11 protein-coding genes are annotated in these 13,493 nt (G+C 61.6%); 6 read left to right on the forward strand and 5 right to left on the reverse strand.

Annotated elements, in window-relative coordinates:
* Positions 1-481: 481 nt before the first annotated feature.
* The 4 genes from potE to VM99_21780 all read left to right on the forward strand — a co-directional run bounded on the left by potE (position 482) and on the right by VM99_21780 (position 6,484).
* Positions 482-1,891, forward strand: coding sequence for a putrescine transporter (gene potE, locus VM99_21765; GenBank protein AKK00567.1), 1,410 nt, complete (start codon positions 482-484; stop codon positions 1,889-1,891).
* On the forward strand, positions 1,888-4,194 hold the full coding sequence (locus VM99_21770; GenBank protein AKK00568.1) for an arginine decarboxylase: 2,307 nt from the start codon (positions 1,888-1,890) through the stop codon (positions 4,192-4,194). The genes potE and VM99_21770 overlap by 4 nt, the downstream gene beginning before the upstream one ends.
* Positions 4,195-4,570: 376 nt before the next feature.
* Positions 4,571-5,527, forward strand: coding sequence for a chemotaxis protein CheC (locus VM99_21775; protein AKK00569.1), 957 nt, complete (start codon positions 4,571-4,573; stop codon positions 5,525-5,527).
* A gap of 3 nt (positions 5,528-5,530) precedes the next feature.
* Positions 5,531-6,484 carry a diguanylate cyclase gene (locus VM99_21780; protein AKK00570.1) on the forward strand — a complete coding sequence of 318 codons (954 nt, stop codon included), beginning with the start codon at positions 5,531-5,533 and terminating at the stop codon, positions 6,482-6,484.
* A gap of 73 nt (positions 6,485-6,557) precedes the next feature.
* On the opposite strand, the gene VM99_21785 is transcribed toward VM99_21780, so the two are convergent.
* From VM99_21785 to VM99_21795, 3 genes are all read right to left on the reverse strand, one after another.
* Complete coding sequence (locus VM99_21785) at positions 6,558-7,331, reverse strand: creatininase (protein ID AKK00571.1); 774 nt, start codon at positions 7,329-7,331, stop codon at positions 6,558-6,560.
* Between the two features lie 69 nt (positions 7,332-7,400).
* On the reverse strand, positions 7,401-7,952 hold the full coding sequence (locus VM99_21790) for a methylmalonyl-CoA epimerase (GenBank protein ID AKK00572.1): 552 nt from the start codon (positions 7,950-7,952) through the stop codon (positions 7,401-7,403).
* Positions 7,953-7,999: 47 nt separating this feature from the next.
* Positions 8,000-9,421 (reverse strand): thiamine permease, encoded by a 1,422-nt coding sequence (locus VM99_21795; protein ID AKK00573.1) that lies wholly within the window; start codon positions 9,419-9,421, stop codon positions 8,000-8,002.
* Between the two features lie 330 nt (positions 9,422-9,751).
* Here VM99_21795 and VM99_21800 point away from each other — a divergent pair, with 330 nt between their 5' ends.
* A complete protein-coding gene (locus VM99_21800) occupies positions 9,752-10,420 on the forward strand; it encodes an FMN-dependent NADH-azoreductase (GenBank protein AKK00574.1) in 669 nt (222 codons plus the stop codon).
* Positions 10,421-10,452: 32 nt separating this feature from the next.
* A complete protein-coding gene (locus VM99_21805; protein ID AKK00575.1) occupies positions 10,453-11,808 on the forward strand; it encodes a glutamyl-tRNA amidotransferase in 1,356 nt (451 codons plus the stop codon).
* On the opposite strand, the gene VM99_21810 is transcribed toward VM99_21805, so the two are convergent.
* Both VM99_21810 and VM99_21815 read right to left on the reverse strand, forming a co-directional pair.
* Entirely contained in the window at positions 11,798-12,736 is a 939-nt protein-coding gene (locus tag VM99_21810; GenBank protein AKK00576.1) for a LysR family transcriptional regulator, read from the reverse strand. The two genes, VM99_21805 and VM99_21810, sit on opposite strands and share 11 nt — an antisense overlap.
* Positions 12,737-12,823: 87 nt before the next feature.
* The gene (locus VM99_21815; GenBank protein AKK00577.1) at positions 12,824-13,438 is read right to left on the reverse strand and encodes an aminomethyltransferase; all 615 of its coding nucleotides are present in this window, start codon (positions 13,436-13,438) and stop codon (positions 12,824-12,826) included.
* Positions 13,439-13,493: the final 55 nt, after the last annotated feature.

A 13,493-nucleotide genomic window follows, 5' to 3' on the forward strand; every position in this document is an offset into this window, starting at 1 on the left:
GAGTAAGCGCCGAACTTAACGGGGTTTCAAGATAGCTACCGGGATAAGTGGCTGGCTGAAGGGATTCGTCACTTTGTTATTGGCACGAGCATAGAGGTTAATCGCCAACATCAGAAACTACAGCCTCTGTCACACGTTCAATGGAGTTTGGAAGGTCGAATGCGCTGTGGGATTCGCCGCCAATACTTGAACTTTCAGATCAAGGCGCCACTTCTTGCTCGCTGAGCGGGCTGTCTGTTCAGGCTTGCAACGGCCATGGGCTTCATATTGATTTGGTATAGACGCGATTACGAACCGCGTTATAACGCCAATCGCCGAAGATCATCGGCCGCCTGTCAAAGGTGGAGCGAGCGCCCACCAGGGGAAATATAAGCCTGTCGAATTATAAAAAATCAACGGCGCATTAGCGTGAACTTTCTTGCAGCTTTCCAATACTTAGCTATAGCTAGTTTTCCTTCCCCCGCATGAAGTGAGGCACGGAATGACCGCCGCGAAGAAAATGACGGTAGTGCAGTTGACCATGTTGACTGCCGTCAACATGCTGGGCTCAGGCATCGTTTTATTGCCGAGCAAACTGGCCGAGGTGGGCGCTATTTCCATCCTGTCATGGCTGGTCACTGCCACCGGCTCCCTGGCACTGGCCTATGCGTTCGCCCGCTGCGGAATGCTCAGTCGCAAGACCGGCGGCATGGGTGGCTATGCCGAATACACCTTTGGCAAGGCCGGCAACTACATCACCAACTACACCTACGGCCTGTCGCTGTTGATTGCCAACGTAGCGATCAGCATCACCGCCGTCGGCTACATCCAGGAACTGTTCCAGCTCAAGCTCGATTCATTGCAAGTGGGGCTGGCAACCATCGCTTTGTTATGGATCACCACCTTCGCCAACTTCGGCGGTGCGCGGATCACCGGCCGGATCGGTGCGGTCACTGTGTGGGGTGTCATTGCGCCAGTGGTGCTGGTGTCGACCCTGGGTTGGTTCTGGTTCGACAGCAGTGTCTACGCGGCGGGTTGGAACCCCCACGACAAGAGCTGGTATGAAGCGGCCGGTGCTTCGGTGGCAATCACCTTGTGGGCGTTCCTGGGGCTGGAGTCCGCTTGCGCCAACACCGATGCGGTGGAAAATCCCGAGAAGAATGTACCGATCGCCGTACTGGGCGGAACCCTCGGTGCGGCCGTGCTCTACATCGTGTCAACGAACGTCATCGCTGGCATCGTCGACAACGCCGAGCTGGCAGCCTCCACGGCGCCGTTCGGGTTGGCATTCGCCAAGATGTTCAGCCCGGCGGTGGGCGACCTGGTGATGGGGCTGATGGTGCTGGCGTGCATCGGCTCGCTGCTCGGTTGGCAGTTCACCATTGCCCAGGTCTACAAGAGTTCGGCGGACACCGGCTACTTCCTGGCGATCTTCGCCAAGGCCAACAAGGCTGGCACGCCAATCATCGGCATGCTGGTATTGCTGGCGGCACAGACGGCATTGGGCCTGCTCACCATCAGCCCGGACCTGAGCAAGCAATTCGATACCCTCGTCAACCTGGCAGTGGTCACCAACCTGGTGCCCTACATTCTCTCGATGGCCGCCCTGATGACCCTGCAGAAAGTCTCCAACGTGCCCGCCAGCAAGGCCCTGGTCACCAACATCATCGCCTGGGTGGCGGCCGCCTACAGCTACCTGGCGCTGTACAGCTCCGGCGAGCAGGCGCTGATGCTCGGCGGCGTGGCGACGATCTTCGGCTACACCTTGTTCGGCTTCGTCAACAACCGGCTGATTCGCCTTGAAGCGCTGAACAACAGCGTACCGACGCAAACCGTCAGCGCGCAGCACCTGACGGGTGACCCCGTACCGGTGAACCACTTGAACAAAGGCAGCCTGGAGGCTCAATCATGACGGAAAATACCCAGACGCTCGGGATGCTCACTCTGCTGGTCAGCAGCCCGCCCGACAAGCGCACGGTGTTTGGCCGCGCTCTGAATCAACTGATCAGCGACGTCGAGCAACGCGCCATCAGCGTGCTGGTGTCCGAATCCCTCGGCGACGCAACGTCGATCCTCAATTCCGACCCGGCCATCCAATGCGTCCTGCTCAGTTGGGAAATGGACGCCAGCGAAGGCCACGAAGAATGCATCAAGCTGCTGGCCAACCTGCGCGAGCGCAACACCCGGGTGCCGGTGTTCCTGATCAGTGATCGCAGCACCGCCTCCAGCATCCCGCTGGTGGTGATGCAACACGCCGACGACTTCATCTGGTTACCGGAAGACACCAGCCGGTTCCTCAGCGGCCGAATCCTGGCGGCCATCGAGCGCTATCGCAAGGCCGCCCTGCCACCGATGTTCGGTGCGCTGGTCAAATTTGCCCGCTCTTATGAATATTCCTGGCACACACCTGGCCATGCCGGCGGTACGGCCTTCCTGAAAAGCACTGCTGGTCGGGCGTTCTACGAGTTTTTCGGGGAAAACCTCTTGCGCTCGGACCTGTCCATTTCCGTCGGCGAGCTGGGCTCGCTGCTGGACCACAGCGGGCCCATTGGCCAGGGTGAACGCTACGCGGCCAAGGTATTCGGTGCCCATCGCACCTACTACGTCACCAACGGCTCGTCGATGTCCAACCGCGTGATCCTGATGGCCAGCGTCACGCGCAACCAGATTGCCCTGTGCGACCGCAACTGTCACAAATCCGCCGAGCATGCGATGACCCTCTCCGGCGCCCTGCCCACCTACCTGGTGCCGACCCGCAACCGCTACGGCATCATCGGACCGATCCTGCCGCAGACGCTGAGCGCCGAAGGGGTGAAAGCAGCCATCGCGAATAACCCGATGGTCAAGGCCGGCATCGACCCGACACCGGTGCACGCGATCATCACCAACTCCACCTACGACGGCCTGACCTACAACGTCACCCGCGTCGAGGAACTGTTGGGGCAAAGCGTCGATCGCCTGCACTTCGACGAAGCCTGGTACGGCTATGCACGGTTCAACCCGCTGTATCGCGAACGCTTCGCCATGCACGGCAGCCCTGACGATCACGATGATTCCAAGCCCACCGTGTTCGCCACCCAATCGACCCACAAGTTGCTGGCCGCGCTGTCCCAGGCTTCGATGATTCATGTGCGTAATGGCCGCAACCCGATCGAGCATGGGCGCTTCAACGAGTCGTTCATGATGCATGCCTCCACCTCGCCCAACTACGCGATCATGGCGTCCTGCGATGTCAGCTCGGCCATGATGGAGGCGCCGAACGGGCAGATCCTGACCAGTGAATCCATCGAGGAAGCCGTCGCCTTCCGCCAGGTCCTCTCGCGCATGCACAACGAGATGCAAGGCAAGGACGAGTGGTTCTTCACCTGTTGGCAGCCGCCGTCGGTGCAGGTTGACGGCGCCCCGATGCCCTTCCACGCCGCCGACCCGGTGATGTTGCGCACGGAGCCGGACTGTTGGGTGCTGCATCCGAACGAAACATGGCACGGCTTCGGTGACATCGAAGACGGCTACTGCATGCTCGACCCGATCAAGGTCTCGGTGCTGAGCCCGGGCATGGGTGACGATGGCCACCTGCAGGACTTCGGCATCCCTGCCTGTGTTGTCACCGCTTACCTGGAGCACCAGGGCATCGTGGTGGAGAAAACCACCGACTTCACGATCCTGTTCCTGTTCTCCATCGGCATCACCAAAGGCAAATGGGGCACGCTGGTCAACGCCCTGCTCGACTTCAAGCGTGACTATGACGAAAACCTCGAACTGGAGTTGTGCCTGCCGGACCTGCTGACCGCCAACCAGCAGCGCTACGCCGGCATGGGCCTCAAGGACCTGGCCGATGACATCTTCGCCGCCATGAAACAGCACAAGACCACCGCGTCCATGGCCCAGGCGTTCGGCATGCTGCCGCAAGCGGTGTGCAGCCCGGTGGAAGCCTACGAAAAACTGGTGCGCAACCACATCGAGAAGGTCACGCTGGACAACGCCGCCGGACGCATCGCGGCCACCGGCATCGTGCCCTACCCACCAGGGATTCCCCTACTCATGCCCGGCGAAAATGCCGGCCCCGCGGATGGCCCGCTACTGGCTTACCTGAGGGCGCTGGAAGCCTTCGACAGATCCTTCCCAGGCTTCACCCATGACACCCATGGAATCGAGGTCGAGGACGGCGTCTATCACCTGTTGGTACTGAAGGCCGCTGGCGGGGTTGCGGATTGACCAAGGCCGGGCCATGTAGTCTCTATGGCTTCTGTAGCTTCTGTAGCTTCTGTAGCTTCTGTAGCTTCTGTAGCTTCTGTAGCTTCTGTAGCCTCTGTGGCCTCTGTGGCGAGGGAGCTTGCTCCCGCTGGGGCGCGAAGCGGCCCCTTTTTGCCCGACCCGAGCGCCTGCGGCGGGAGCGGACTCTCTCACCACGCGAGCCCTGTGTTCGCGGTGTTCGCGCCTGGCATTTGAATTTTGCTGAATTCGTGAACATCGGCGCGGTCGGAACAAATAAGCCTGTGGCATGATGCCCATCGGATTTTCCCTGATATCCAACCCTCGGCGAGCGTCTTCTGTGTCAGTGATTCCCCTAGTGGTATGCGATGACTCCAACATGGCCCGTAAACAGGTATTACGGGCGCTGCCGGCGGACTGGCCGGTTTCGATCACCGAAGCCACCAATGGCCGCCAGGCCATGGATGCCATACGCCAGGGCCTGGGACAGGTGGTGCTGCTGGACCTGACCATGCCGGAAATGGACGGTTACCAGGTCTTGAGCGCCTTGCGCGCCGAAGGACTGAAGGCCCAGGTCATTGTGATCTCCGGCGACGTTCAGGAAGAAGCGGTGCGCCGTGTGCACGAACTGGGCGCGCTGGCCTTCCTGAAAAAACCGTTCGACGAAGCCGAGTTGCGCCAGACCCTCGGCAAGCTGGGATTGCTGGCACACCCCGGACAAACCCCACAACCACGCGCGGTACAAAACACCGCGATCAGTTTCCACGACGCTTTCCGCGAGACCGTCAATGTCGCCATCGGCCGCGCCGCTGCCTTGATCGCCAAGGTGCTTGGGGTGTTCGTGCAGTTGCCCGTGCCGAACGTGAACATCCTTGAAGTCGGCGAACTGCACATGGCCCTGGCCGATGCCAGCAATTCCCAGCAACTGACCGCGATCTGCCAGGGTTTCATCGGCGGGGGCATTGCCGGCGAAGCGCTGCTGATGTTCCACGATTCGGAAATCACCGACATCGCCCTCCTGATGCAGCGGGAAAGCGCCGATTATTCCGACCTCGAAATGTTGCTGGACCTCTCCAGCGTGCTGATCGGCGCCTGCCTGAGCAGCATCGCCGAGCAGGTCGACGTGGGGTTTTCCCAGGGCCATCCGCAGATTCTGGGCCAGCATGCGGCCATCGACGAGCTGATCCGGGTCAACCGCAAGCGCTGGAAAAAGACCCTGGCCGTGGAAATCAGCTACAGCCTGGAGGGCCAGGACATCAGTTTCGACCTGTTGTTGCTGTTCACCGAGGACTCCATTCCCCGCCTGACCCACAAACTCGCCTACTTGATGAACTGAGCCATGAACGATTCTATCGACCTGAACGAATTCCACTGGTTGCTGGCCGTGGTTCAGAGCATCGACGTCGGGGTGGTAGTGCTCGACCGCGACTACCGCGTGCAAGTCTGGAACACCTTTATGGAGAACCGCTCCGGCATACAGCCCAAGGACGCCCAGAACCAGCACTTCTTCAGCCTGTTTCCGGAAATCGACCGCCAATGGTTCAGCCGCAAGGTGGAGAGCGTTGCCACCTTGGGCACGCCGGCGTTCACCATCTGGGAGCAGCGTCCGTACCTGGTGCGGTTCATGAACTACCAGCCGATCACCGGCGAAGAAGAGTTCATGTACCAGAACACCACGCTGCTGCCGCTGCACTCCCCCGACAGCAAGATCAACCATATCTGCCTGGTGATCTACGACGTCACCGACGTCGCCACCAACCGTCATCAGTTGCAGGCCGCCAATGCGCAGTTGCAACAGTTGTCGAGCATCGACCGGCTGACCGGCCTGTACAACCGCGGTCACTGGGAAGAAAACCTCAAGGCCGCCTACGCCCGGCACCTGCGCTATGGCAATGAGCTGAGCCTGGTGATGTTTGACATCGATCACTTCAAGCGGGTCAACGACACCTACGGGCACCAGGCCGGCGACAAGGTGATCGAGCAGGTGGCGCGGGTCCTGCGCGAGCATGTGCGCGACTCCGATGCCGCCGGGCGCTACGGCGGCGAAGAGTTCGGTGTAGTGCTCTCCGACACCGACAAGGAAGGCGCCCAAGTATTTGCCGAACGCCTGCGCAAGGCCATCGAAGGCCTGGAAGTGATGCATGGCGACCAGCGCATCCGCTTCACCATCAGCCTGGGCGTCGCCGACCTGAGCCAGCCCGCCAACAGCCATGCGGACCTGATCGCCTGGTCGGACCACGCCCTGTACACCTCCAAGGAGTCTGGGCGTAATCGGGTGACGGTGTATGGGTAAATAGCACGTCAGCCCAGCTCAGTTGATTGCGAGATACCTCAACTGAACTGGGCCTTTGTGGCCTTATCAGGTTTCAGACTTCACCCAGGGCGAACTCGAACCGCACCGCTTGCACGATCCCGCCGATGACATCGCCCACCAGCCATTGGCCCTTTTGCGCACTGGCACCCAACGCCGATGAGAGCACGCCACTGGCGGGCACCCATTCGGTGCGCGTGGGGTACAGGTCGTAGACCGGGAATTCGGCCGGGCCATGGGCGGGAATCCGGTCAAGCGCCACTAATTGCGGGTGATAGTGCAGCATCATCGAGGTTTCGATGACCGCCGCATGTTCCAGGGCGATACCGGGGAAACCGTCGGGGAAAATCCGCTCGATCGTCTGGGGCTGCAAGAACTCCCAATGTTCCAGGCGCATGACCTGCAGGCCAGCGTCCGGGCCGATGTCGCGCAGGGCCAGGTCGATGCCCTCGGTCACGAACCATTGGTTCTCGTAATGCCCAATCACCAGGACCAGGCGCTTGACCCCATGGCGATGAAACTCGCGCACGGCATCGCGGACCATCGCGATCAGCGTCGCGCCGTCCACGCTGGTGGTGCCGCAAAAGTGCTGCCCTCCTCCGCACTTGGGCTGGGATTTGTACCCATAGGCCAGCGCCGGCGCGACGATGCCGTGGATTTCCCGGGCGACGTCTTCGCTGATGGCGCTGGCCAGCAAGGCGTCGGTGCCCAGGGGCAAGTGCGGTCCATGCTGTTCGGTCGCACCGATCGGCAGAAACACCACGGCACCGGATTGCACGCGGCGCTCGTATTCGACCCAACTGAGGTTGTCCATCCGGACGTTGTTCATGGCTGTCTTCCCATCGTCGGTTGTGAGGCAAAAGTCCCGACGCCAGGGGCGCCGGGAGCCGCGTCGTGCCTACGGGCGCGCCGGGTACCAGGATTCGGGTTCCGGATAATCCCAGTCCCCAGGGAACGCATAGGTCTCAAACACGGTGGTGGTGTCGGCCTCGGTGCCGAAGAACGCAAAATGGTTCACCCCCATCCAGGAGCCCGACTGCACGCACTTGAAGCCACGGCGTTGCAACTCGGCGATGCGTTCTTCGAAGGGAATGTTGTTGCAGTCATAGGCCACGTGCTGGATGCCTTCGCCGTGCTTCTCCAGGAAGTCGGCGAAGATCGTCGGGCCGGACACCGGCTCCATCAGTTCCCAGACCATGTTCCCAGACTGGGCGAAACAGACCTTCAGGACGAATTCGGCCGGCTCTCCGTGGTAGGTCTGGTTCTCGGTGTTGTCCGGGCTGAAGGTGTACACCCGCCATGGGCCAATCCCCAGCTTGAGCAAGCCATCCATGGTGCGCTGGTGGTCCCGGGTCACGATCGCGATTTCCACGACGTTGCCCAGGAAGGCGTCGACCTCGGCCCCGGCACTCAATGCCGACAGCACGTTAGTTTGTTCAAGATGAGACATATGCATTGACCTCTTTCATCGTTAATAGGTGTTTTACAGACAACTTCTTATTCAGCGACTGCCGGGGTGTGAACCGTTGCCACTCGCCGGGAAAGATGCAGTAAGTAATAACTGCCGCCGCCCACGCTTAATCCTGCCAACCAAGACAAATCGATTCCGCCCAAGGCCATTGCAATCGGCCCTTGTAATGACGCGACGGTGCCAACTTGAAATAACCAGGCCGCCAGTACACCCACGGCAAGGGCCAATACGCCTTTCCAGTTCACGTCGGTGCAGGCACTTTGCGAGTGGTGGCAGTACAACGAATCGAGATCCACCCGGCCGCGGCGGATCAGGAAAAAGTCCACCAGGGTGATACCCGCCCAAGGGCTGATCCACACCACAAAGAACACCATCAGGTTTTCAAAGGCATGGACGAACTCACCCGATTGCAGGAACAGATAAAGAATGAACAGTGCCACCACCCCCGAGACCAGCGACACCGCCCAGCGCGCAATGCGCAGGTCCAGCGACAGGGTCGCCAACGCCGCCGAGTAGATGACCACGATGTTGGTGGCCACCGGGCCGTGCAACAGCACCAGCAGCACCGGCAGCGCCATCGTGCCGAACACTGCGATGATCAGTTGCGCCGGGTCCGAACCGCCACCCGCCGAAGCAATCGCGGCGCCGAGGAAGGCGAGCCAGACGGTGGGCAGGAACATGCCCAGGAACGTCGAGCGAAACACCTGGCCGTCGGACAGTTTGGTCTGGGTGAACCGGGTGTAGTCCGAGGCGTAGACCAGCCATGAGATGCCCCAGCCGATCCCGATGGCCGTCATCAGGCTGCTCATGGCCGAGAGCTTGCCGATTCCCTGGATGGTGGTCGTTTGCCACTGGATGTCCACGTGCGTGAACGCCAGCACGGTCATCACCATCATGATCACCAGAATCACCGGCATGGTGTAGCGCTCGAAGCACTTGATCGCGTTGAACCCCCAGGCCGCGATGACCACCTGCAGGACCATGACCGCCACGGCGATCAGGTACTTGAGTTCCATGCCGCCACTGACACCGACTTTCTCCAAGGCCGCCACCGACAGGTCGAGGACGATCCAGGTGTTGGTCGCCACCCACCCCATGGGCATCAGCACTTGCATGAGGGTGGGCAGGTAGGCGCCGCGCCGACCGAAGGCGAGCCGCGACAGCACCATCTGCGGCACCCCGGTCCGGTGGCCCATGATGCAGATGCCGCCGAACAGGGCCGCACCCAGCAGGTTGCCGATGACAATCACCAGGAGCGTTTCCATAAGGCTAAGCCCCAACTGGATGCCGATGGCACCGAGCACCCAGTTGATCGGTGCCACGTTGGCGCCGGCCCAGATCCAGAACTGGTCCAGGGGTGTGGACGTACGATGGCTGTCGGGCATGGGTTCAATGCCCAGCACATCGTGATTGACTTGACTGACTTCGGAGTTTCGACGCGTTGACATTATTATTTTCCTCGCTGATCGGCGACCACGTGAATCGCTGCGAATCATTAAATCGAGGTGCGAAGATTTAAGTAATTGATTAAACCTAAAAGGCCGTTTAGAAATATTCGCGGCTTTAGTTTTATTCAATTGCGCGCGACAACCAGAAGTGCAATTGGCACTTCAACGCGCCACAACCGCTCAAAAGAAGATGACCAGGTTAAATAAAATTAGCGGGTTGAGTTTTATTGGCCAAGCGCACAATAAATATCAATAGCCGAGCCGACGACCGTCGTGGCCCACTGGATCCGCTGCCGAGACATTTCGCCTCGGCATTTGAGGGAGTTATTCATGACCACGTTACTTCATATTGATGCCAGTGCACGCTCCGATCGCTCCTTGAGCCGTAAACTGTCCAAGGCGTTCGTCGACACCTGGCTTGAACGCGACAAACTGGCGCGGGTCATTACCCGTGACGTCGGGCACAACCCGCCTCCGTTCGTGACCGAGGCCTGGATTGCGGCGGTATTCACGCCCGAGGCACAGATGACCGCTGAAAAGCGCGAGCAAATCCGCCTTTCGGATGAGTTGATCGATGAAATCGACCGTGCCGACGTCATCGTCATCGGTACGCCGATGTACAACTATGGGATGCCCGCCGCGCTGAAATCCTGGTTCGACAAGGTGATCCGCATCGGCAAGACCTTCACCTTCGACCTGGGCCGGGGCGACTACCCGCTGGAACCGATCATGAGCGGCAAGAAACTGATCATCCTGTCTTGCCGAGGGGAATTCGGCTTTGGCCCCGGTGGTGTACGCGAAACCATGAACCACCTCGAAACCCATATCCAGACCTGCGCGCATTACCTGGGCGTGAACGAAACCCACGTCATCGCCATCGATTACCAGGAGTTCGGCGACGCTCGCCACGAAGCCTCCATCGCCGACGCCTTCGATGCGGTGCCGGTACTGGTCGGGCAACTGATCGGAGAACGACACAACCTGCGTGCGCCGGCTTGAGCAGCCGGCTTAACCCGACGAAGGGAGACGACATGACCACCCTGTTGCACACCGCCGAGCGACTGAAGCAAGGCCTGACGACACCTGACGAACTGGTCGCGGCGGCCTTGGTCGCCGCCCGCCATGGCGCTCATGTGTTCATTGAACTGTTTGAACAACGGGCCATCGAGGCGGCGCGGGCCTCGACCGAGCGCTGGCGGGACGGAACCCCGTTGAGCCCGTTCGACGGCATACCCTATGCGGTCAAGGACCTGCTGGACGTCGCCGGCACCCGGACCACCGCGGGCTCCATCACTCGCCTGGACGCGCCGATGGCGGACGCCGACGCCCAGGTCATCGCTGCGCTCAAGGCGCGGGGGATGATCGCCCTGGGCAAAACCAATCTCTCGGAGTTCGCCTACTCGGGCCTTGGCCTGAATCCACATTTCGGTACGCCGAAGGGCGACATGGCCGTGGGCGAACGCCGCGTACCCGGTGGTTCGTCGTCCGGCTCAGCCATCGCGGTGCAACGAGGCATCGTCAGCTGCGCCCTAGGCACCGACACCGCCGGATCGATTCGCGTCCCGGCGGCGTTCAATGGCGTGGTCGGGTACAAGGCCAGCACCGGTCGCTACAGTATGCACGGCGTCCACCCGCTCGCCGTCACCCTGGACAGCCTGGGGCCGTTCGCCCGGACCGTCGCCGATTGCGTCGCCCTGGATGCGGCCATGCGCGGTGCTGCCTGCCCGGCCATCGAGCCCGGCGCGCTTTTCCGCCTGCGCCTGGTGGTCGACGATGCGGTGCTGGCCGATGACGCGTTGCAGCCAGCCGTCCGCCACAACCTGTTGGCCATGATGGAATGTCTTCGTGGCGCTGGCGCACAGGTTGAACACCGTGCTGTGCGCGCCGTGGCCAGCACCCGGGAGCTGATCGCCCGGGATGGCTGGCTGGGGGCGATAGAAGCCTGGCGGCTGTTGGAGGCGATCGTCGAGGGGCCGGACGGCGCGCGTATGGACCGACGGGTCCGGGCGCGCCTGCGTTCGGCCAAGGCCATCGGCCCTGGGGTCGAAGCCAGGATTCGCCAGGCCCGCGACGAGTTGATGGCGGCCATCGAACGTGAGCTCGACGGTGCTCTGCTGGTCATGCCGACGGTCAAGCATGTCGCGCCGGCGATGGCGCCCCTGGAACAGGACGACGCGCTGTTCGCCGCGGTCAATCTGCAAACCCTGTCGCTGACCATGATCGGCAGCCTGCTGGATATGCCGGGGGTGGCCGTGCCGTCTGGCACGGACCCCGCCGGGCTACCGACCTCGGTATTGTTCTCGGCCCCGCAAGGCCACGATGACGCACTGCTCGGCGCGTGCCTGGCGATGGAAAGCACCCTTCACGCGGCGAAAGTCAGGGGGTAGGCAACGGCTGGCCGGCCAGGTCATCCAAGGTGTTTTCCCGGAATGACCTGGCTTCGCCGAGCAACCAGTCGCGAAACACGCCCAGGCTACGGCGCGAGGCACCCGGGTTGTTCTCTATCAGGTGGTACGTGAAACCTGGCAAGGTCGGGCCTTCGACCCGGCGCATCCGGCCAGAGCGCAACGCTTCGTCCATCAGCACCGTGCTGCACAACAACGGCCCGAGCCCGCGCTCCACCGCGTGCAGCGCCAGGGTTTCCTCGCTGTACCAGGAGATGCGCAATTCCCGCGACGGATCATGCGCGACCCTGGCGAGCCAGGCTGACCAGGAAGGCGCTTCGAGGGCCTGGTTTTTCCACTTGAATGCCAGCAATGCGCGCTGGTGAAAATCATCAATGGTGGGCGCCCGTCCGTCAGGACAGATGCGGGCGTCCGCCACCGCCATGTAACGGTCCTCGAACAGCACCGGCGCGCGGGCATTGGCGGTGAGCGGGCCATAACGAATCGCCAGGTCGACAGTTTCGGTGCGCAGGTCCACGACTTTCTCCGAGGCATGAATCGAGACCACAATGTCCGGGTAAATGGCGTTGAAGGCCGCCAGCCGCGGCATCAGCCACCGTTCGGCGAACGCCCGCGTGGTGGACACCTGGATGGCATCCGCGGCCTTTGGTGCGTCGATCAGGGCGAACGCCTGGGCGATCTGGTCGAAGCCGTCGCGCAACAACGGATAGATCGCCTGGCCGGCCGCGGTGAGCGTGACCGTCCGGCCCCGCTCCAGGAGTTTTTGCCCCAAGCCGTCTTCCAGTTGTCGGACCTGATGGCTGACCGCAGCGACCGTGACGGAAAGCTCGTTCGCCGCCGCTGAAAAACTCTGGTGTCGTGCGACGGCTTCAAACGCCCGAACGGAGTTCAGGGGAGGTATTTTGCGCATGGTTGTGCAGCCTCTTATCGGTGTGGCTTACCACGGACCCAGTATCCTGCTGACCGGTCGCGGCCGCCAGCAGGCTTTACCGGACGCTCAGATCACGCAGTAGTGAATATCCTGGGGCTGCATCCCATTGACGGCCGTGATGTCCTGGGGGCAGGCCGAGAGCACGACCACGGCGTCCATCGCCGCTTGCAGGCAGACGTAGTGCCCTGGTTCGCTGACCGGCGCCGCGAACTCGATGCGCCCGTCCCGATGAACCGGCACGTTCATGAACAGATTCAACGGGCTCGGAGTATCTGGCGCCGTCAGGCCCAGGGTCTGCAAGGCCAGGAACAGGTTCTCGTTGCAACTGGCATGATGGCCGACCACCCCCAGTTGCACGTAGCGGGTCGGATCGCAGGCGGCCACCAGGGAGTCATGGACACCAGGCGAGGTGTCTTCGATGAGCGTCAGGATGATGCGGCGCTGGTTGGTCAACAAGCCGTCTCCCTTGCACGGGTTGAGCTTCAGCCAGAAAGGACGGCTGTGCTCCATTGACATCGACTCCGTCAGGTCATCCGGGTTGAACGCCCAGGTGTCCACGACTTGCTTGCCGTGGGTGTTGACCACCTTCAGGGTCTGCCCCTTGCTCAGGCGGATCGCCACGCCGTGCCGGGCCGGGAGGCGGAGGTGTTCACCGGGATGGATCGAAGTCACTGCGTTCATGTGTTTGCCCCTTCTGGACAGATGGATTGGCCCGTGTACTGGACCCCTGCCCAAA

Origin of the sequence: Pseudomonas chlororaphis, assembly GCA_001023535.1 — a bacterium.
Lineage (GTDB): Bacteria > Pseudomonadota > Gammaproteobacteria > Pseudomonadales > Pseudomonadaceae > Aquipseudomonas > Aquipseudomonas chlororaphis_E.

What these genes read in the sequence shown, in the direction of transcription:
- potE (AKK00567.1), top strand. Translation starts at nt 482, where the DNA reads ATGACCGCCGCGAAGAAAATGACGGTAGTGCAGTTGACCATGTTGACT.
- VM99_21770 (AKK00568.1), top strand. Translation starts at nt 1,888, where the DNA reads ATGACGGAAAATACCCAGACGCTCGGGATGCTCACTCTGCTGGTCAGC.
- VM99_21775 (AKK00569.1), top strand. Translation starts at nt 4,571, where the DNA reads ATGGCCCGTAAACAGGTATTACGGGCGCTGCCGGCGGACTGGCCGGTT.
- VM99_21780 (AKK00570.1), top strand. Translation starts at nt 5,531, where the DNA reads ATGAACGATTCTATCGACCTGAACGAATTCCACTGGTTGCTGGCCGTG.
- VM99_21785 (AKK00571.1), bottom strand. Translation starts at nt 7,331, where the DNA reads ATGAACAACGTCCGGATGGACAACCTCAGTTGGGTCGAATACGAGCGC.
- VM99_21790 (AKK00572.1), bottom strand. Translation starts at nt 7,952, where the DNA reads ATGTCTCATCTTGAACAAACTAACGTGCTGTCGGCATTGAGTGCCGGG.
- VM99_21795 (AKK00573.1), bottom strand. Translation starts at nt 9,421, where the DNA reads ATGTCAACGCGTCGAAACTCCGAAGTCAGTCAAGTCAATCACGATGTG.
- VM99_21800 (AKK00574.1), top strand. Translation starts at nt 9,752, where the DNA reads ATGACCACGTTACTTCATATTGATGCCAGTGCACGCTCCGATCGCTCC.
- VM99_21805 (AKK00575.1), top strand. Translation starts at nt 10,453, where the DNA reads ATGACCACCCTGTTGCACACCGCCGAGCGACTGAAGCAAGGCCTGACG.
- VM99_21810 (AKK00576.1), bottom strand. Translation starts at nt 12,736, where the DNA reads ATGCGCAAAATACCTCCCCTGAACTCCGTTCGGGCGTTTGAAGCCGTC.
- VM99_21815 (AKK00577.1), bottom strand. Translation starts at nt 13,438, where the DNA reads ATGAACGCAGTGACTTCGATCCATCCCGGTGAACACCTCCGCCTCCCG.